Below are 19,333 nucleotides of genomic sequence, written 5' to 3'. Positions count from 1 at the left end.
TCGCGAGTTCTACCCCAGAGCTGTGGATAACTGCGCAACTACGACACTGGTGTAGGACTCGCGAAACCTGGAGGCGCGGCGCAAAGGGAAGACCCCGAAACCCGTCAACCCGTCGGCGCAATCTTTAGGCGATGTCGAAGGCTCGGGCCCGCAGCGCGCGCTCGACGCCGGCGCGGCCCTCGATCACCAGCCGTCGCAACGCGGGCGGAAGCTCTCCGGCCAGGAACTCATCCGCTGCGTCCAAACCGGACTGGCTGACGTCAGACGACGGGTAGAGCCCGATGACCACGGTCTGCGCGACCTCGCTGGACCGCCGCTCCCACACACCTGCGATGGCGGCGAAGTACTTGGCGGTGAAAGGGGCCAGCAGCGCGGCCTGGCCGGGCTGAACGAAGCCGGTCACGATCGAGCGCGTGGTGATGTTGGCGATCGTGTCGTCTTCGATGACCTGTTGCCACGCCGCGTCCTTGACCACGGCCTGCGGCCGGGCCGCCGAGGCCGCTGCGGCGTGGCGCTTGCCCGCCGCCGTCGGGTCCTGCTGAGCCTCGGCGTCGATGAACGGTGTCTCCGCTCCGTCGGCGTCGAGGTTTCCGCTGGCGGCCAGCGCGGTCACGATCCGCCAGCGCAGATCGGTGTCGATCACCAGCCCGGCGAGGTTCACGGCCGCGGGTTCGTTGTCGAGCAACGTTGACAGCACCGCGATGTGGTTCGAGGACAGCACGGAAGTGCACAACGCATTGACGAACGCCAGCTGATGGTCCGAACCAGGGGCGGACTCGCGCGCTAGGTCCAGTAGCGCATCGCCGAAGGCCGGCCAGCCCTTCTCGACCGCCCACTGCGGATCGGCGTACGCGTTCAGCGCGGTCTGCGCCTGCAAGAGCAGGCGTTGCGCTACCCCGACCTCCGACTCGGCATGCACGCCGCTGATGACCAGCGCGACGAAGTCGCGGGCCCTGAGTTCGGCGTCGCGGGTCATCTCCCATGCGGCCGACCACGCCAGCGTGCGGGGGAGCGGCTCGGCGATGTCGGCGATGCGGGTCAACACGGTGCTCAGTGAGTCAGGGTCGAGCCGCAGCGAGCAATACGTCAGATCATCGTCGTTGACGAGGATGAACTTTCCACGCGAAATGCCCTGCAGCGCAGGGACATCGGTACGCTCGCCCTCGACGTCGAGTTCCTCGCGGTGAGTGCGCACCAACTTGCCCGTGCCGTCGTCGTCGTAGATGCCAACGGCCAGCCGGTGCACCCGGGTCTCGCCTGCACCGGGAGCGGCGCCACCCTGCGTGATCGAAAACCGGGTGAACGCTCCGTTGGCGTCGACGTCGAAGTCGGCGCGCAAGGTGTTCAGGCCGGTGGTCTTGAGCCACTGCCGACCCCAGTGCGACAGGTCACGACCCGACGACTTCTCCAGTGCGCCAAGCAAATCACCGAACGTCGCGTTGGCAAACGCATGGTCGCGGAAGTATGAACGCAGCCCCGCAAGAAAGGGTTCGACGCCTACATACGCGACCAACTGCTTGAGCACGCTGGCGCCCTTGGCGTAGGTGATGCCGTCGAAGTTCACCTCGACGGCGGCCAGGTCGGGGATGTCGGCGGCGACGGGATGCGTCGACGGCAGCTGGTCCTGCCGGTAGGCCCAGGACTTCTCGACGTTGGCGAACGTCGTCCACGCCTGCTTGTACTCCGTGGCGTCGGCCTGGCACAGCACGGAGGCGAACGTCGCGAAGGACTCGTTGAGCCACAGGTCGTCCCACCACGTCATGGTGACCAGGTCGCCGAACCACATGTGCGCCATCTCGTGCAGCACCGTCTCGGCGCGCCGCTCGTAGCTGTAGCGCGTCACCTTGCTGCGGAAGACGTAGTCCTCGAGGAAGGTCACGGCGCCGGCGTTCTCCATGGCGCCCGCGTTGAACTCTGGCACGAATAGCTGGTCGTACTTGCCGAATGCGTATGGCACGCCGAAGTTCTGGTGATAGAAGCCGAAACCCTGCTTGGTCTCGGTGAACAGTCGCTCGGCGTCCATGAACTCGCCGAGCGAAGCGCGGCAGAAGATGCCCAGCGGAATGTCGCCGTGCTCGTCGCTGTACACGTCGTCCCAGCGCGCATACGCACCGGCGATGAGCGCGACGAGGTAGGTGCTCATTCGCGGGGTGGTCGCGAACGTGTGCACGCCGTTCTCGACGGACGTGGTGGCGCCGTTGGAGATCACCTGCCAGTGTGCGGGCGCAGTCACGGTGACGTCGAAGGTCGCCTTCAGGTCGGGCTGGTCGAAACACGCGAACATCCGCTTGGCGTCGGCGGTTTCGAACTGCGAGTACAGGTAGACCTCGTCGTCGACGGGATCGACGAAGCGGTGCAGTCCCTCACCGGTGTTGGAGTACAGGCAGTCGGCGTCCACGACGAGCACGTTGCGCTCGGCCAGCCCGGTCAGCGGGATGCCGGTCGATTCGTCGTACCCCGAGACGTCGAGTTCGACGCTGTTGAGCGTCGCGCTGTGAATCGAGCGGGCGGCGATGTCGATGACGGTGTCCGCTCCGTCAAGTGCCGAGAACTCGACGGTCGTCGACGACCGGAAGGCATCCGCGCTGGGCGCTCCGTTCCCGTCGGTCAGGTCGAGCACGATGCGGTAGGAGTCAACGGTGACGAGTGCGGCCCGTTCGGCGGCCTCGTCGCGAGTCAGGTTGGGAAGTGCCACCCAAGAAACTTTAGCCGGGGTCCAACCTTAGACGGAGGTCGGGAACATTGGTCGGGCGTGCATAGTTGTGCTGGACGGAGCTCTGCCCGCACCGACCTGGAAGGATCTGTTCACATGGCTCAGAAGGACACCGCCGGATTCTGGTTCGACCCGCTCTGCCCGTGGTGTTGGATCACCTCGCGCTGGATTCTCGAGGTCGAGAAGGTGCGCGACATCGACGTCGAATTCCACGTTATGAGCCTCGCGGTGCTCAACGAGGGCCGCGACTTGCCCGAGCAGTACCAAGAGATGATGAAGAAGGCCTGGGGTCCGGTGCGCGTGGTCACCGCCGCCGAGCAGGCCAAGGGTCCGGAGATCCTGCGCCCGCTGTACACCGCAATGGGCACCGAGATCCACAACAACGGCAACAAGGACTTCGACGACGTCATCAGGAAGTCGCTCGAGGAGGTCGGGTTGCCCGCCGAGTTGGCCGAGGCGGCCACCAGCGACAAGTTCGACGAGGCCCTGCGCAAGAGCCACCACGAGGGCATGGACGCCGTCGGCGACGACGTCGGAACGCCCACCATCCACGTCAACGGCGTGGCGTTCTTCGGCCCAGTGCTGTCGCGTATTCCGCGTGGCGAGGAGGCGGGCAAGCTGTGGGACGCGTCGGTGACCTTCGCCGCGTACCCGCACTTCTTCGAGCTCAAGCGCACGCGTGGCGAGGCTCCCGAGTTCGATTGAGCACCGATGGCTCGGCGAGCTTGCCGCTCGCCGGGCCTCGGTAGGATTCGCCCATGCCGTTGCAGAACGGAGCGACGTTCGCCGGTTACACCGTGCGGCGCTTGCTTGGCTCGGGGGGAATGGGCGAGGTCTACCTCGTCGACCATCCCCGGCTGCCCCGTCACGACGCGCTGAAGGTGCTGCGCGAATCTGCTACGGCCAACCCGGACTTCCGTACGCGGTTCAACCGCGAAGCCGAGTTGGCCGCATCGTTGTGGCACCCACACATCGTGGGGTTGCACGATCGCGGCGAGTTCGAGGGTCGGCTGTGGATCACGATGGACTACGTCGAGGGCACCGACGCCGCGCAGTTGCTCAAGGAGCGCTACCCGCACGGTCTGCCGCTCGACCAGGTGGCCGCGATCGTCAGAGCCGTCGGATCGGCGCTCGACTACGCCCACCAGCGTGGGCTCATGCACCGCGACATCAAGCCGGCCAACCTCCTGCTCTCCGACGGGCAGGGCGTCGAACGCCGAATCCTGTTGAGCGATTTCGGAATTGCCCGCCTGATCGGGGAGGTCAGCGGGCTGACGGCCACCAATCACACGATCGGCACGGTGGCCTACTCCGCGCCCGAGCAGTTGATGGGCCATCGCGTCGATGGACGTTCGGACCAATATGCGTTGGCCGCCACCGCATTTCGGCTGCTGACGGGTGATCCGCCGTATCGGGAGTCGAACCAGGTGGCCGTCATCAGCCAGCACCTCCACGCGCCGCCACCACGGGTGAGCGAGCGCCGCGCGGAGTTGGCGCCGCTGGATCCGGTGATCATGAAGGCGATGGCCAAGGATCCGCGCGACCGGTTCCCCACGTGCAGCGAGTTCGCGCAGGCGTTCGCCCAGCAGGCCGCGGTCGTCAACGCTCGGCGGGACCAGCGTCCCGGCTGGCCGCCGCCACCTCCTCGGGGAGTGCCAGCTCCGCACCCCGGTGCGCAGACCGTGGCGTGGGTGCCCGCCGGGCCCGGACCGCCGCCTGGGTTGGTCCACAACCAGATGGCGTTCGCCCCGCCACCTCGCAAGTCGCGCCGGTGGATGGCCGTCGTCGCCGGAGTAGCGGCGGTCGTGCTGGTTGCGACCGGGGTGATCGTTGCACTGAACGTCGGCGGCGGAGATAGTGCCGCGGACGACTCGTCGACCGCCACGCTGAGGCCGGCGACCACGTCTGGCCGTCCAAGTTCCACCACCAGCGCGACGCCGACGGCGTTCCCCATGCCCACGCTCGTCGGAACGCCCGGCAACTACCAGACGATCCAGAGCTACATCCAGCAGAGCGGCATCGAGGAACAGAGCCAGCACCGCGGGGACACCACGGCTCCGACGATCGTGACTCCGATCCCGGACGGCTGGCGCGACGCCGGCTCGGAGTCACCGAACTTCGCCTATCAAACGCTGCTCTACGAGGGCGCGGACGCCCCGAATTCGCGGCCCTACGTGATCGTGATCATCTCGAAGCTGGTCGGGAACGTCGACCCCGAGAAGGTCTTCTCGGCGGCCTCGGGCGAGCTGTACAACCTGCCCGGGTGGGTCCCGGACAATCCCGGCAAGGTCACCAAGCTCCTCGGCTATCCCGAGTTCGAACTCTCCGGCCAGTGGGATTCGAACGGGAAGCGCACGGCCGTCACCCAGAAGACAGTGATCCTGAACTGGAAGCACGGGTTCTACGTGCTCCAGTTCAATTTGAATTCGGCGCCGGAGTACCGGCCGATCCTGGATCGCATGATCGCAGCCATCGATACGGACGCCCGGATCTATCCACCCTGAGGTCTTGGGCGACAATCGCCTTCATGATCGACGAGGGTGGCGGCCGGGCCGGCCGGATGTGGCGGTCGGTGCGCAAGGAGACGCCAGAGGCGCTCAGCGACCCGGATTCGCACGACGACGCCGAAGTGGCGGTGATGCTCCGCGAACTCGGCATTGCGCTGCTCGAAGTCGAACAGCCGACTCAGCTGGTCACCGGTCGGCTGATCCACATCGCCACGCATTACACCCGCCACACGGTGCGGGTCGTCGCGCTGCCGACGGCGCTGGTGGTTCAGGTCGGTTCCGTCGCCTACGAAGTCGAGGTGTCGAACCGGTCGACGATCCAGCTGGACCTGGCTGGTCGCATCGACGACATCGCGGACCTCGCGTCCGTCGGGGCCATCTCCCCGGCCGACGCGATCGTCGCGGTGAGGGCCGCCCGCACGATGCAGCCGCGTTTCGGTCCCATCGTCACCATCTTCGGATATGCCATCACCACAATCGGTTTCGGGATGGTCATCAATCCGACGTGGGCGGCGCTGCCGGGCTATCTGTTCCTGGGGCTTGTGGTGGGCGCGGTGGTGGCACTGGGGCGGCCCTTCCCGTCGCTCAATCCCATCCTGCCAACGCTGTCGGCGATGATGGTGACCATGCTGGCGACGTGGTTCGTCGCGGACGCGGCCAACGACGGCCTGCTGCGGGTGATCAGCCCGCCGCTGGTTGCGATGCTGCCCGGCATGTCGTTGACCATCGGTTCGATGGAGTTGGCGAGTTCGGAGATCGTCGCTGGTGCCAGCCGACTGATCTACGGCGTGACCCAGTTGATGCTGCTGGTCTTCGGCGTTGGGCTGGGGATGCACATCGCGGGTCACGTTGCGCCGCAACAGCCGTCACTGCAGATGGGGGAGTGGGCGCTATACGCGGCGATCGTCGTCGTCGCCATCGGCCTGTACATCTATCTGTCCGCGCCGAAGGGTTCGCTGTTCTGGCTGATGGCCGCGATCGGGGTGGCACTGGTCGGTCAACAGGTCGGCGGGCTGGCCCTTCCCGCGACATACAGCGGGGCGGTCGGCGCGTCGCTCGTCGTTCCGTTCGCGATGCTGGCGTCGCGGATCAGGAGCTCACCGCCCGCGATCGTAATGATGCTGGCGGCCTTCTGGGCGCTGGTACCCGGTGCGCTGAGCTTCGAGGGGCTCAGCGAGGCGGCCACCGGCGGCCCCGCGACGGTCGAGACGCTCGCCCAGACCGTGGCGGTCGTCTTCTCGATCGCGCTGGGCACCCTGGCCGGCTTCAGCATCTTCCATTCGTTTCGCCGGCCGGCCCGAAACAGGGTCGATTGATCCATTCCAGTTGCGGCCCGGCACTGTGGTGTCCATGGTGTACCCATGACAGCGGCCGAGCCCACCACCGACGGTTCCTATCGCAACAAGATCGTGGCAGTCGAACCTGGCGGTAACGAGTTCATCGCCGAGGCCGATCGGCACGGAAAGCCCAGTCAGCTGTTCTGGACGTGGACGTCACCCAACCTCGAGTTCGCGACGATCTTCGTCGGCGTGCTCGCGGTGGCCGTCTACGGCATGAACTTCTGGCAGGCCGTCGCGGGCATCGTCATCGGTACCGGACTCGGTGCGCTGGCGCACTACTTCCTGTCGGCGCGCGGCCCGCTGCACGGGGTGCCGCAGATGGTGTTGGGCCGGTTGGCCTTTGGCTTCAAAGGCAATGCCGTACCCGCGACGTTGATGTCGGTGACGGCGGGCGTCGGCTGGTTCGCGACGAACAGCGTCAGCGGCGCCTACGCATTGAGCGCGCTGTTCGGCATCGGGCCGCTGCTTGGCCTGATCATCATCGTGCTGCTGCAGACCTCGTTCGCGTTCTTCGGGCACAACCTGGTGCAGGCCTTCGAGAAGTACTCCTTCCCGGTGCTGGCCGTCATCTTCGCGATCGCGTCCGTGGCGATCCTGACCAAGTCCCACTTCGACGCACCCGCCTTGGCCGACGGGCTCGGCGGGCTTGGTGGCTTCCTGCTGACCGTGGGCACCGCGTTCGGGTACGCGGCGGGCTGGACGCCCTACGCCGCCGACTACACGCGCTACCTACCGTCGACGGTGTCGGGAGCACGGACCGGACTGTTCGCCTCGGCGGGGCTGTTCCTGTCGTGTGTAGTGCTCGAGGTCGTCGGTGCTGCCTCGGTGACCATCGGGCCCGCGCTGTCGGAGAACCCCACCGAGGCGTTCACCGGTGAACTGGCCTCACCGCTGGCCAAGGCCACGCTGCTGGCGATCGCGATCGGCGCGATCGCCGCGAACTCGATCAACATCTACTCCGGCGCAATGGCTTTCGTCACGATCGGCATAAAACTGCCGGCCCACATCGCACGGGCATTGGTGACGGTGTTCTTCGGCGTCGCAGGCTTCCTGGTGGCGTGGTGGGCGCTACCCGACGCCGCGGAGAGCTACGAAGCCTTCCTGTTGATCATCGCCTACTGGATCGGCCCATGGTTGGGCGTGGTCTTCGCCGACCAGTACCTGCGCCGCGGCCAGACGATCAGCGGCTATCTCTACGACCGCAACTACGACAACTGGAACGGACTGCTGTCGTTCGGCATCGGCCTGGTCGTCTCGGTGCTGCTGTTCTCGAATCAGGTGAAGTTCACCGGCTTTGTCGTCAAGGACCTTCCGCAACTCGGCGACATCACGTTCTACGTGGGCTTCTTGATTGCCGGGGCGGCATATCTGCTGCTGTGCCGTTCCAAGATCGCGGCCGAGCGTTCCCTAGACTTGCGGGTATGACTCCGGAGGAGATGCTCGACGTTGCCGTCGACGAGGCCCGAAAGGGCTTGTCGGAGGGCGGAATTCCGATCGGTGCCGCGCTGTTCAGTTCCGACGGCGTGCTACTGGGTAGCGGCCACAACCGCCGGGTCCAGGACGACGATCCGTCGGTGCACGGCGAGACGGATGCCTTCCGGGCGGCGGGCCGCCAGCGCGACTACCGCTCGACTGTCATGGTGACCACGCTGTCGCCGTGCTGGTACTGCAGCGGCCTGGTGCGGCAGTTCAACATCGGCGCCGTCGTCATCGGCGAGGCCCAGACGTTCAGTGGGGGACACGACTGGCTGGCCGAAAACGGTGTGTCGATAATCGTTCTCGACGACGATCGATGCGTGCAGATGATGACCGAATTCATCGCCGCGCATCCGGAGCTCTGGTTGGAGGACATCGGAGAATGAGCGTCATTGCAACGGTCGACCTCGCGCGATGGCAGGCCGGGGGAGCCACCGCCGACGCGGTCGCCGCCGAGGTGGACGAGAGTCTCCAGCAGGCCGGGTTCATTCTGGTCACCGGTCACGGTGTCGACCCTCACCTGGCGGCCTTGGTGCGGTCCGCCAGCAGGGCGTTCTTCGCTCAACCCGAGGACGTCAAGGCGCGCTACGGCGTGCCGGTGGGTGGGCACGGCTGGATCGGGCCGGGAGCTGAGGCCAACGGCTACGCGGAGGGCACTGAGACCCCGCCCGATCTCAAGGAGAGCTACAGCCTGGGCGCCGAGACGGCTACTGGCGATCCCGACGTCGACCGAATCTGGTTCGCGCCCAACGTCTGGCCCGCCGAAGTGCCCGAACTGCAGACGCTCGTCAGCACATACACCGCGGCCATGCGCCGGGTATCCGACGAGCTACTCGCGCTGTTCGCGCACGCCCTCGGGCTGCCGTCGAACCCCTGGGCCGCACTGGCGGACCGGCCGACGTGGACGATGAACATCAACCACTACCCTCCCGTGAGCGTCGTCGGCGAACCCGAGCCGGGGCAGTTCCGCATCGGGCCGCATACCGACTTCGGCACCGTCACCGTGCTCGATCGTGAACCGGGAGCCGGTGGGCTGCAGGTGTATTCGGACGCCGAAGGTTGGGCCGACGCCCCCTATGAGCCCGACGCCTTGACGGTCAACATCGGTGACCTGCTGGAGTACTGGAGCGGGAAGCGGTGGCCGTCGGGTCGGCACCGGGTGCTCCCGCCGCAGCCGGAGGCGCCCGAGGAGGACCTGGTCTCGCTCATCTACTTCTACGAGGCCAACCACGACGCGCGCGTCGCGCCGCTCGAGCCGCCGATCGGGCAGGTGTCGGGATTGGCGCCCGTCACCTCATCGGACTTCATCAAGGAACGCCTCGACGCCATCAGCATTGGCTAGCGGGTTGATGTCGTTGAGCCGGGCCAGCGCGTCCGCGTCCAGCACGACGTCACCCGCCCCGACGTTCTCCTCGAGGTGCCCCAGCGAGCGGGTGCCCGCGATGAGGAGCGTGTTGGGCGTGTGGGCCAACAGCCATGCGAGCCCGACTTGCGATGGCGTGGCACCGATTTGGGCGGCGATGGCGCGCACGGTCGGGTCTTCGGCGGGCTTGGGGAACCCGGGGAACGACGATCCGAGCGGGAAGTACGGCACCCACGCGACGTCCTCAGCCACGCAGAGGTCGAGCAGCGGTTCCTGCGCCCGGTCGAGCAGGCTGTAGGCGTTCTGCACGCAGACGATGCCGGCGGGGAGCGCCCTTTCGACGACTTCGATTGGCACACTGCTGATTCCGATCGCGCCGATCTTGCCCTCGTCGCGCAGTGCGATCATCTCGGCCAACTGGTCGTCGAGGTCCACGAGTTGGTCGCCTTCGGCTTGCAGCCCTGGTCCGAGGTCGAGCCTGCGCAGGTTCACCACGTGGATACTGTCGACGCCCAGCTGCGCCAAGTCCGCCTCGACGGCAGCGCGGAGCTCGGCGGGCCGCTGCGCGGCGGCGAGCGGAATGGGGCCCGTCACGCTGCGGGCGCCGACCTTGCTGACGATGACGAGGTCGTCGCGGTAGGGCGCCAGTGCGGTCCGGATCCGGCGGTTGACCTCGCCGTTGGAGTAGAACGACGCGGTGTCGATGTGGTTCACGCCGAGTTCGACGGCACGCCGCAGCACCGCTACCGCATCCTCGACCGACGACTCCGGACCAAGCTGCATGGCGCCGTAGCCGATGCGGGCGACCTCGAATTCGCCGATCCGTGCCCGACCCCCGGGGTGTGGTGTGTTGGTCATGGTGCTCCTCAATGGGATACTCGACAGAGCCGGAGGAACCTCCGCTTATTTCCAACCTAGCAGAACCGGAGGAACCTCCGCTATGGCGAAGATTCGGGCCGATGCGCACCGCAACCGGGAACGGCTGCTGGAGGCGGCGACCGCAGCGTTCGCCGCCGCGGACGGCACCGTCGTGTCACTGGAGGCCATCGCGCGGGATGCGGGCGTCGGCATCGGCACGCTCTACCGCCACTTTCCCAACCGCGAGGCGCTCGTCGAAGCCGTGTACCGCACCGAGTTGGCCGAGGTGTCGGCGTCGGCGGCCGACCTGCTGGAGCGCCACCCACCGGTCGCCGCGCTGCGCCACTGGATGAAGCGCTACGCAAGCTTCGTCGCTGCGAAGCAGGGGATGGCGGAGTCCTTGGGTGCGATGTTCGCCTCCGGTGCGGTCGCGCCCAGCGACACCCGGGCCAGCATTCTCGGCGCTGTCGACACCCTGCTCAGGGCCGGCGACGCGGACGGGACGCTGCGGTCCGACGTCAGCGCCGACGACGTCGTGTCGAGCCTCATCGGAATCTCCCTCGCCAGTCATTCGGCTGCCCAGGCGGAGCGGATGCGAGCCCTGCTCGTCGACGGTCTGGTGGTCACGCGATAGCAGTAAGGCGGGGCCAGTAGTCTGGCCGCCATGCGCGTCTACCTCGGCTCTGACCATGCCGGATACGAACTCAAGCAGGCCATCATCGAGCACCTCGAGTCGGGCGGCCACGAGCCCATCGACTGCGGCGCCTTCACCTACGACGCCGAGGACGACTACCCAGCCTTCTGCATCGCGGCGGCGGAGCGGACCGTCGCTGATCCGGACAGCCTCGGCATCGTCATCGGGGGCTCTGGCAACGGCGAGCAGATTGCCGCCAACAAGGTGCCCGGCGCCCGATGCGCCCTGGCATGGAGCGTCGAGACCGCGTCCCTGGCGCGCCAGCACAACAACGCTCAGTTGATCGGCATCGGCGGCCGGATGCACACCGTCGCCGACGCCTTGACCTTCGTCGACGCGTTCCTGACCACCGCGTGGTCGGAGGCGCCGCGCCACCAGCGCCGCATCGACATCCTCGACGAGTTCGAGAAGACGCACGTCGCGCCGCCAGTCCCCGGCGCCCCGGAATAACCCATGCCCGAAGGGCACACCCTGCATCGGCTGGCCCGGCTGCACCAGCAGCGGTTCGGCAAGGCGCCAGTGCTCGTGACCAGCCCGCAGGGTCGTTTTGGCGAGGCCGCCGCGGCGGTTAGCGGCCGGGTGTTGCGCAAGGCCGACGCCTACGGCAAGCACCTCTTCCACCACTACGAGGGCGGTGCGGTGGTCCACGTCCACCTCGGGCTGTACGGCACGTTCACCGAGCGTCCGGTGCCGATGCCTGCGCCGGTCGGTCAGGTTCGGATGCGGATGGTCGGCGCGGAGTACGGGGCAGACTTGCGTGGCCCGACGGTGTGCGAGGTGATCCATGGCGCCGAGGTCGACGACATCCTCGCGAGGCTTGGCCCCGACCCGCTGCGGCGCGCCCCTGATCCGGCTCCGGCCTGGAAGCGAATCAGCAAGTCGCGCAGGCCAATCGGCGCGCTACTGATGGACCAGGCCGTCGTCGCCGGAGTGGGCAACGTGTACCGCAGCGAGCTGCTCTACCGCCACCTCATCGATCCGCATCGCCCTGGCACCCACGTCAGCGACGCGGAGTTCGACGCGGCCTGGACCGACCTGGTCGCCTTGATGAAGATCGGTGTGCGCACCGGGAAGATCGTCACCGTCAGGCGGCCCGACGACAAGGGCGCGCCGTCGTATCGGGAAGGCAGGCCCCGAACCTACGTCTATCGACGGGCTGGCGAGCCGTGCCGGGTGTGCGGGACGCCAATCCGCACCGAGATCATGGAGGGGCGCAACCTGTTCTGGTGCCCGACCTGCCAGGTCTAGTAGCCCGTTGACATGGCCCTCACACACACGATGTGCGAGCCGCCAACACCGCCAGCGCCATTTCAGTGACGCGCGCCCGCGACTTTGACGGGACAATTGGCCGGTGGAACTCATCCTGGTCGTCGTTGGGGCCATCGTCGTCACCGCCATCGCACATCGACGTGGGCTCGAACCCGCGCTGATCATGGTGGTGATCGGCAGCGTGGTGTCGTTCGTACCGGGCTTCGAAGCGCCGGAATTGGACTCGCACATCCTCCTGACGGTCGTACTGCCCCCGCTGCTCTACTCGGCGGCGCTGGACTTCTCGTTCCCGACGTTCCTGCGCAACATCCGGCCGATCCTCGGGCTCGGCGTCGGTCTGGTCGTCGTCACCGCGTTCACCGTGGCGGCGGCGTCGTCGTGGCTGGGGTGGGTACCACTGGCGTTCGGAACCGCGTTGGTGCTCGGCGCGATCGTGGCGCCGCCCGACGCCGTCACGGCCGTCGCGGTGGGCCGCAAGCTAGGCCTGCCCAAGCGCGTGATGGCGATCCTCACCGGCGAGAGCCTCATCAACGACGCCGCGGCGTTGACGTTGTTCTCGATCGCGGTTGCGCAAGTCGCAGGCACCCACACCTTCATCGAAAACCCATTTCTGCTCTTCAGTTACAGCGCCATCCTCGGGCCGATCGTCGGTGCGGCGCTCGGGTTCGTGACGCTGTGGATCCGCAAGCGGCTGGCCAATCCCGGGCTCGAGACGGTGCAGGGGCTGGTGGTGCCGTTCGCGGCGTTCATTGCGGCCGAGGAACTTCATGCTTCCGGCGTGCTGGCCGTGGTGGTGGCCGGGTTCGTGGTCGGAAACGGAGCGCTAGGCGCCGGCTACCAGACCCGGCTGCAGGAGCGCTACGTGTGGAACTCCGTGGACGTGCTGCTCGAGGCGTTCGTGTTCGCCTACATCGGTCTGCACCTTCGCTTCGTGTTGGAGGACCTTCGGGAAGCCCACGAGTCGTTGATGGAGGTTGCGATCGCCTCGACGATCGTGTTGTTGATCGTGTTGGTGATCCGGCCGCTTTCGGTGTTCGTGATGTTCGGGCGCAACAAGTTGTCACGCCACGTCGAGGGCAGGCTTAGCGTGCCCATCCCGGTTGGCGGTGGCCGTGGCGCGCTCGGCATACGAAAGCGTGACAAGCCAACGGCCAAGTGGCGCAAGCTGATCGACAACCGATCGCTGAGTTGGCAGGAGAACGTCGTGGTGTCCTGGACGGGGATGCGCGGCGTGGTGACGCTGGCCGCGGCCGCCGCCATTCCCGCGACGACGTTCAGCGGCGAGCCGTTTCCCGAACGTGCGACCATCCAGGCGATCGCCTTCGTGGTCAGCGTCGGCACGCTGCTGATCCAGGGCTGGTCGCTGCCGCTGCTGATTCGTCGACTGCGCTTGTCGCGCTTCTCGGACGACCACGCCGCCGACCGCGAGGAGGAACTCAAGGCCGAGCGCGTGGTGCACGACGCCGCCAACGAAGTGTTCGCGGAATTCCGCGCGAATCCGCCGGAGAACATGGACCCGCGCGTGCTACTGGAGATCCGCAACACCGTCGCCAGACATTCTCAGGACGCCGACGAGATGCCCGACCCGGAAGCGCACACGAAGCGGGCCGAGGTGTTCGCGAAGCTCTACCGCGACGTGCTGGCGGCGCAGCGTGTCGCGCTCATCGCCGAGCGTGACGAGGGCCGCATCGAGGACGAAGCGGCCCGCGCGATGCTCGACCGGCTGGATCTGCAGGAGGCCGGGGTGTCGGCGCGGTTGGAGAGCCGCTTGTAGCCGGCTACTCGGGCGTCGGCGAAGCCGGATCCGTCGGCGAATCGTGGTCGCAACGGACGATCCCGCAGTTGGTCGGCGGGTGCCAATGGGAGGGCAGGTCCCAATGGACCGGCGGCCACGACGGCGTCGTCGGCTCAGGCGGGGCTGGTGACGCGACCGGTGCCGGCGGAGTCGTCACTTCGGGGGCTTGCGAAGGCACTGGCGCGCTGCGATACGACGGGACCACCAGGATGCGAGGCGATTCGACCGGCTTCACCGCTGGTGCGCTCGGCGGGGCAGGCGGTGCGACGGGCGCGGGCGGCGGCACGGCGGTGTCGGCCGCCGGTACGGGCGTGGACGTCGACAGGGGCGCGGGTGTTTGGGCGAACTCGTCGATTGCGTAGACGCTCACGATGCTGAAGGTGGCCAGCCCGACGAGCGCCGCGATTCCGCTGACGGCCCAGCCGGCCTTCGACGTCGAAGATGCGCGGCGAAGCGGCGCAGTGGCGCCCGCCGGGGCCACTGGCCGGTACACGGTGTCGACGTCGTGGATGGGGTTGTATTGCGTGTTCGCGGTGAAGAAGCTGGTGGTCATCGCACATCCCGGAGGTCGGTGGCAGCCCTTCGTGGGCGGCGCTCACCAACTAGGGGTTGCGAAGGGCCCCAAAAGCGACACTTTTTCCAGAATTGAACTCGCGCGCTCGGCTAGAAACCGCCGAAGTCCCCGCCAAAGTCCCCGCCGAAGTCGCCGCCACCGCCCCAGCCACCGTCGTCGCCTCCACCGCCACCGCCCCAGCTGTCGCCACCCCAACCGCCGGAGTCGCCCTGGCCCTGATCGCCGCCGAAGCCGCCATCACCCTGGCCCGGGTCCAGCTGACCCTGGTCGAAGCCCTGCTGGAAACCGTCGCCGTAACCCTGCTCGAAGCCTTGCGCGCCGTAGCCGACGCCACCCATGCCGGAGAACATCGCGTCGAACAACAACACCGACCCGATGCCCCACGCGCCGGCGACGAGCGCTGGCTTCCACCACGGCTCGGAGTACCAGCCTGCGGGCACCGGACGACCGGCAACGCGACCGCCGGGGTAGTAGTTGGGGGTACGGGGGGAGGGCGACGGCGAGGCTTCGATGTCCTTGCCCTCGAACTGAATTCGACGATCCTCGGTGACCGTGCCCGCCGAGCTCTGCCCCGTGAGCGACTCGAGTTCGGGCCCGGGATCGATGCCCATCGCGACCCGCGCGGCGCGCACGTAGTACAGCCCCTCCATCGCACTTTCCTTCGCCAGCAGGGCCTGACGTGCGGTGGTGGCCTGGTCGATCTGGGACGACGCCGCGGTATAGCGCTCGGAGGCATCGGCCATGGCCTGCTTGGAGGCGTCGTCGGTGCCGGTGAGGTTGAGCACCTGCCCGCCGAGCCGTTCGATCGTGCGCCGGGCGTCGGCCTTGGCGTCGGCGAGGGTGGCGGCGTTGCGCTTGCCCGCGGACTGCTGCGTTGCGTAGACGAGTATCGCGATCGCTGCGAGCACGACGACGATGAGGACGACCAGGGTGCCTGACATGGCGTCCAGCGTACCGAGGGGAAATGCACAAGATCGGGCTTGCGACGTCTACCCGGTCATTCGAGTAGCCATGAGTCACTCCGCCAGCACTGGTGGTGCGCGCGTCGCGTCCGCGTGTTCGGGTCGGGGAGCGGCGCCGTCAACAGTCCCGCGAGCGCGTCGTGGGTCTGCAATGCCAGCGTCTTGCGGAGGTGCCAGGCCACGTCGCCCTCGTCGTCTTGTTCGGGGTAGGCGAAATAGTCGTTGTGCGCGGTGCCGCGGGCCAGCCGGCCTGGCACATTGCCGGTGATCAAGACATCGCGGATGCCAGGGCCGAACAGCGGCCTCAGTTCGCCGCCGAACCAATCACCGCGAAGGCCGCCGCGAATCACCGGAAACCAGAGGTTCGTCCATCGCGTGGCGGCGAACGGGGCTTGCGAGCCGAGCACCTCGCGCGCTCCGGAGCCGACCACGCCGTAGCTTGCTTGGACCTCGTCGCCCTCGACGGGCTGTGTCTCCGTTCGTGGCGGGCACCGGACGAGCGCTCCGCGTCGGACGAGTGCGTCGAACAGCGTCCGTCGTTCGGCGTTGTCGGACTTCTTGAAGCCGTTGACTAGTCCAGGCCGGGTCACGAGCAGGTCGGCTAGTGCAAGTGGCGCGCCAACGGTGACGAAATCGGTGATCCGCCAAGGATTTCCCTGCCGCCGCAGGTCTTGCCAGAGTGCGAACTGGCCGCCCTGAAACGCGTCCAAGGCTTCGGAGTCTTCGACGAGTTGATCGGCGGCGTGCTCGACGTCCGTCAACGCGGCGAGTCGGATCGGAGTCGGCGTCTGTGGTGGGGGAGGTCCCGCGTTCAGTTCGTGATACTCGGCCCACAACGCGGTCAGTGCGTCGTAGGCGATGTAGGTGCCGACGCCATGCGCCACCACGGCGATGCGCGAGTAGCGGCCCTCGTCGTGGAGTTCGTGGAGCAGGTCGACCATGCCTCCGCGGATGGCCCGCCGTGCCGCGTAGGAGCGCATCCACGGGTCCAGGTAGCGGACGACGTCGATGAAGGAAGTCGTGGTGGCGCTGTACAACAACACCGACAGCACCTGGGTGATGAGGCCGACGCCGCCGAGCAGGAAGACGCTGGCGACCAATCCGACGACCCAGATGGGGAATTCGGTCCCGAGGAAGTAGGCCAAGAGCCCGAGCACGGGGACGGTCACGCAGATCGTGCCGAGTACGAGTAGCCAGACCGCGCGCCATATCCCGAACAGCGCATCGGGGACATTGCTGGGCCGACGCAAGAACAGTCGCAGCGTCGTCAGGACCGTGCCCGCGAACCGACTGGCCGTCATCAGGTATTGCCAGTGGTACTCGTAGACGTCGGTATGGCCCTGTACGGGGTCGTCCAACGGCGGGGCGACGTACACGCGGGCCTCGTACGAACCGGTGATCTCGGCCGGACGCGAGTAATACGCGCTACCCGGTTGGAGCACCGTCTTCACGAAGCCGTCGAGTGTCTCGTTCGGTCGGTACTCGGTCTCACCCTTGCCGTGGACGAACACGATGGCGGTGCGGACGTCGGAATCTGTTGGCGCGCCCGATCCCTCCACCGCTGTATGACCCCCCGGACGTGACTAGTTCGTCGCGTCTGAGTCTGAGGGTCAACGGGCGCGAAGGGGTCCAATCGCGCGAACTAGTGGGCCGTGTCGAGTTACGGGCTGTGGTTCACCGTGGTGTCGGGTCGCGGCAGCCCGCCGTACCCGGGGCCGCCGTTGACCACATACGACAGGCAGCCAGGGTGGTTGCGGCAGGCGATGATGGCGCCCGCCCCAGGCGACCCGCCACGTACGACGGGCGGGTTGTTCGGAATACCGCACGTCTGTTGGAACGGGTTGAGCGGCTCGACGGACATGCTGCACCCCGCGACCGTGTTGCTCGGGGACGACGTTGCCAGTCCTGCGGCCAGGGCGCCGGTCGCGATCAGCGTCGCGAATCCTGCGGTGAGAAATGCTCGACGCTGCCCGGACACGAAACGACCTTCCTAATACTCCCTGTCCATTCAACGCCCTTTTTCTGTGCACATTCCCATGGCGACCCGATTCGGATCGAGCCAGACTTCGCGTGAATAAGCGCTGACCGGCTAACGAGAGCAGCCTCAGGGCATTAGGCCCCGGGGCTGCTCTCCTCCGACTGCGTGCGGGTCAGTCGCCGCTCACCGCTTTCTTGACCTTGGCGACGGTGTCGTTGACCGCTTTCTTGATGTCGTCACCGGCCTTCTTCAGGTTCGCGCTGGTCTTCTCCGCGGCCGCCTGATTCTTCGCCTTGCGCTCGGCAGGGGTCAGCGGTGCCGGGGTCTTGATCCCGACCTTGCTGAGCGACTCCCGAACGGCGACCTGGTTCTGGTAATTCTTCTGCTGGACGTCACCCACGGTTTTGTTCACGTTGGCGACAGCCTCGTTGAGGTCGTCCCGAGCGCCGGCCAACACCTTGCCGACCGCGGCCTGGTCCTTCGCCAACGCGGCCTGGCTCCGGTCGATCGGCGACTTCGGCAGGTACGGCTCGACATCCGAAAGTGCCTTGGTGACACCGTCGCCCACGTCGCGGGTGACCTCCTTGAGCGCTGTGCCGGGAGCGGTCAAGGCCTTTGCAATGTCAGCCTGCTGGGCCGGGTCGACGTCTAGCTTCAGGGCCGTCACGACTTTCTTCAGCGCATCCACGAGCACCTGGTTGCTCTCATCGCCGAAGCCACTGCCGAGAGCGGCGATCAGATCGCCCGCGACCTGCGCCTGCTGCTGGCGAGTGAGTGTCTCCGTGCCGAACAGCGTCGGCACGTCGAACTCGTCCAGGGACCTGGTCCAGGTGCCGTCCTCGTTTCGTACCGCGTCGGTGTACGACGTGTTCACCAAGATCTTGAGGAACGGCTCGATCGCATCAGCCACCGGCGTGTTCGGATCAAGATTTCCGGTGAGCAAGCCGAGCACCTGTGCCGGCGCGCGAAGCGGCGCCAACAACGGCAGATCGTTGACCGGAATCGTGTAGTAGAACGTGCCGTCCGGGGAGACGTATGCACCGTTGCCGAGGTCCTGGAAGTCGAGCCCTGTCAGCAGATTCGTCAGGAAGACCGACGATGCCACCGAATTCGCCCACGCAATCGGATTAGCGTTCGCGGGCGCGTCGGACAGTAGATCGTATTCCCACCCGACATTCGCCTTGAGGGTAATGATGATCGGCTTGCCGTCGGCCGACTCGAGCACGGCCTGCAGATCACCGTTGCTCAGACTGGTGGTGGTGGCCTTGCCCGCCAGCAGATTTGTAATCAGGTCCGGATCGACCCCGTCCGGCAGTACGTCCTGACGCTCGGGTGTCACTGGATTGACCCCGGTCAGAGCTTGATAAATCGGCGCGAACCGGGCGTAGAGACCGCCGTTGGGCGTGCCCGGATTGCGAATGAGGATCAGCGACAGAATCGTGAGATCGACGACGCCGCCCGGTTGTGTCGCTATGTAGTCGGGCAGATCAGGCTGCTCCGGATACCCAATGGTCGGCAAATTGTTAACCGGATCGTTGGTGCCGGTTGTCGTTATCTGCTGTGTGTAGCCAATGACCTTGACCACGTTGCCATTTGCGTCGACGAGCGCGATCTGCCGAGGTCCAGTCTGGGGATCCCCGACCGCGTACGGGTCATACCCCGCGTGAGTATCACCCTTGGCGCTGTCGATGAATGTCAGCGGTCACATAATTCCTCCAGCTTGAGGGGTTGTCCGTCACGGAATTCCCCCACCTCGTCTGTCACGTAATTCCGCCACCCGGGCGGTGTGGCAGCCGGTTGTGGG

General features: G+C 66.8%; 17 protein-coding genes. 10 read left to right on the top strand and 7 right to left on the bottom strand.

Going from position 1 to position 19,333, the window contains the following annotated elements; all coding sequences use genetic code 11:
• Nucleotides 1-124 precede the first annotated feature (124 nt).
• The gene (gene pepN / locus SLQ30_RS30985) at nucleotides 125-2,695 is read right to left on the bottom strand and encodes an aminopeptidase N (protein ID WP_319450939.1); all 2,571 of its coding nucleotides are present in this window, start codon (nucleotides 2,693-2,695) and stop codon (nucleotides 125-127) included.
• Nucleotides 2,696-2,809: 114 nt separating this feature from the next.
• On the opposite strand from pepN, the gene SLQ30_RS30980 reads away from it, so the two are divergent.
• From SLQ30_RS30980 to SLQ30_RS30955, 6 genes are read left to right on the top strand one after another with little or no spacing between them, the layout of a single operon-like run.
• Complete coding sequence (locus SLQ30_RS30980; protein WP_319450938.1) at nucleotides 2,810-3,418, top strand: DsbA family protein; 609 nt, start codon at nucleotides 2,810-2,812, stop codon at nucleotides 3,416-3,418.
• A 53-nt stretch (nucleotides 3,419-3,471) separates the two neighbouring features.
• Nucleotides 3,472-5,217 carry a protein kinase domain-containing protein gene (locus tag SLQ30_RS30975; RefSeq protein WP_319450937.1) on the top strand — a complete coding sequence of 582 codons (1,746 nt, stop codon included), beginning with the start codon at nucleotides 3,472-3,474 and terminating at the stop codon, nucleotides 5,215-5,217.
• Between the two features lie 23 nt (nucleotides 5,218-5,240).
• Complete coding sequence (locus SLQ30_RS30970; RefSeq protein WP_319450936.1) at nucleotides 5,241-6,536, top strand: threonine/serine ThrE exporter family protein; 1,296 nt, start codon at nucleotides 5,241-5,243, stop codon at nucleotides 6,534-6,536.
• Nucleotides 6,537-6,581: 45 nt separating this feature from the next.
• On the top strand, nucleotides 6,582-7,985 hold the full coding sequence (locus tag SLQ30_RS30965; RefSeq protein ID WP_319450935.1) for a purine-cytosine permease family protein: 1,404 nt from the start codon (nucleotides 6,582-6,584) through the stop codon (nucleotides 7,983-7,985).
• A complete protein-coding gene (locus tag SLQ30_RS30960) occupies nucleotides 7,982-8,422 on the top strand; it encodes a nucleoside deaminase (RefSeq protein ID WP_319450934.1) in 441 nt (146 codons plus the stop codon). The genes SLQ30_RS30965 and SLQ30_RS30960 overlap by 4 nt, the downstream gene beginning before the upstream one ends.
• Nucleotides 8,419-9,378 carry an isopenicillin N synthase family dioxygenase gene (locus SLQ30_RS30955; RefSeq protein ID WP_319450933.1) on the top strand — a complete coding sequence of 320 codons (960 nt, stop codon included), beginning with the start codon at nucleotides 8,419-8,421 and terminating at the stop codon, nucleotides 9,376-9,378. The genes SLQ30_RS30960 and SLQ30_RS30955 overlap by 4 nt, the downstream gene beginning before the upstream one ends.
• On the opposite strand, the gene SLQ30_RS30950 is transcribed toward SLQ30_RS30955, so the two are convergent.
• Nucleotides 9,331-10,257, bottom strand: coding sequence for an aldo/keto reductase (locus SLQ30_RS30950; protein WP_319450932.1), 927 nt, complete (start codon nucleotides 10,255-10,257; stop codon nucleotides 9,331-9,333). The genes SLQ30_RS30955 and SLQ30_RS30950 overlap by 48 nt on opposite strands.
• 82 nt (nucleotides 10,258-10,339) lie before the next feature.
• Between SLQ30_RS30950 and SLQ30_RS30945 the strand changes: the two genes are divergently transcribed.
• From SLQ30_RS30945 to SLQ30_RS30930, 4 genes are all read left to right on the top strand, one after another.
• Complete coding sequence (locus SLQ30_RS30945) at nucleotides 10,340-10,891, top strand: helix-turn-helix domain-containing protein (protein ID WP_319450931.1); 552 nt, start codon at nucleotides 10,340-10,342, stop codon at nucleotides 10,889-10,891.
• Nucleotides 10,892-10,921: 30 nt separating this feature from the next.
• Nucleotides 10,922-11,401 carry a ribose-5-phosphate isomerase gene (locus SLQ30_RS30940; RefSeq protein WP_319450930.1) on the top strand — a complete coding sequence of 160 codons (480 nt, stop codon included), beginning with the start codon at nucleotides 10,922-10,924 and terminating at the stop codon, nucleotides 11,399-11,401.
• A 3-nt stretch (nucleotides 11,402-11,404) separates the two neighbouring features.
• A complete protein-coding gene (locus SLQ30_RS30935; protein ID WP_319450929.1) occupies nucleotides 11,405-12,199 on the top strand; it encodes an Fpg/Nei family DNA glycosylase in 795 nt (264 codons plus the stop codon).
• A 103-nt stretch (nucleotides 12,200-12,302) separates the two neighbouring features.
• Nucleotides 12,303-13,994 (top strand): sodium:proton antiporter, encoded by a 1,692-nt coding sequence (locus tag SLQ30_RS30930; RefSeq protein WP_319450928.1) that lies wholly within the window; start codon nucleotides 12,303-12,305, stop codon nucleotides 13,992-13,994.
• A gap of 4 nt (nucleotides 13,995-13,998) precedes the next feature.
• Here the strand turns inward: SLQ30_RS30930 and SLQ30_RS30925 are convergent, their stop codons facing one another.
• The 5 genes from SLQ30_RS30925 to SLQ30_RS30905 form a co-directional block, all read right to left on the bottom strand.
• Nucleotides 13,999-14,568 (bottom strand): hypothetical protein, encoded by a 570-nt coding sequence (locus tag SLQ30_RS30925; protein ID WP_319450927.1) that lies wholly within the window; start codon nucleotides 14,566-14,568, stop codon nucleotides 13,999-14,001.
• A gap of 110 nt (nucleotides 14,569-14,678) precedes the next feature.
• Entirely contained in the window at nucleotides 14,679-15,530 is an 852-nt protein-coding gene (locus tag SLQ30_RS30920) for a DUF1542 domain-containing protein (RefSeq protein ID WP_319450926.1), read from the bottom strand.
• 56 nt (nucleotides 15,531-15,586) lie between these two features.
• Complete coding sequence (locus SLQ30_RS30915; RefSeq protein ID WP_319450925.1) at nucleotides 15,587-17,110, bottom strand: hypothetical protein; 1,524 nt, start codon at nucleotides 17,108-17,110, stop codon at nucleotides 15,587-15,589.
• A 101-nt stretch (nucleotides 17,111-17,211) separates the two neighbouring features.
• Nucleotides 17,212-17,529: a hypothetical protein gene (locus SLQ30_RS30910; RefSeq protein WP_319450924.1), complete on the bottom strand. Its 318-nt coding sequence runs from the start codon at nucleotides 17,527-17,529 to the stop codon at nucleotides 17,212-17,214.
• 172 nt (nucleotides 17,530-17,701) lie between these two features.
• The gene (locus tag SLQ30_RS30905) at nucleotides 17,702-19,048 is read right to left on the bottom strand and encodes a PE-PPE domain-containing protein (protein WP_319450923.1); all 1,347 of its coding nucleotides are present in this window, start codon (nucleotides 19,046-19,048) and stop codon (nucleotides 17,702-17,704) included.
• Nucleotides 19,049-19,333 lie beyond the last annotated feature (285 nt).

This window comes from Mycobacterium sp. RTGN4, from assembly GCF_033804635.1.
Classification (GTDB): Bacteria; Actinomycetota; Actinomycetes; order Mycobacteriales; family Mycobacteriaceae; genus Mycobacterium.
Note: the sequence above shows the minus strand (reverse complement) of the source record. Positions and strands in the feature narration are given on the sequence as shown.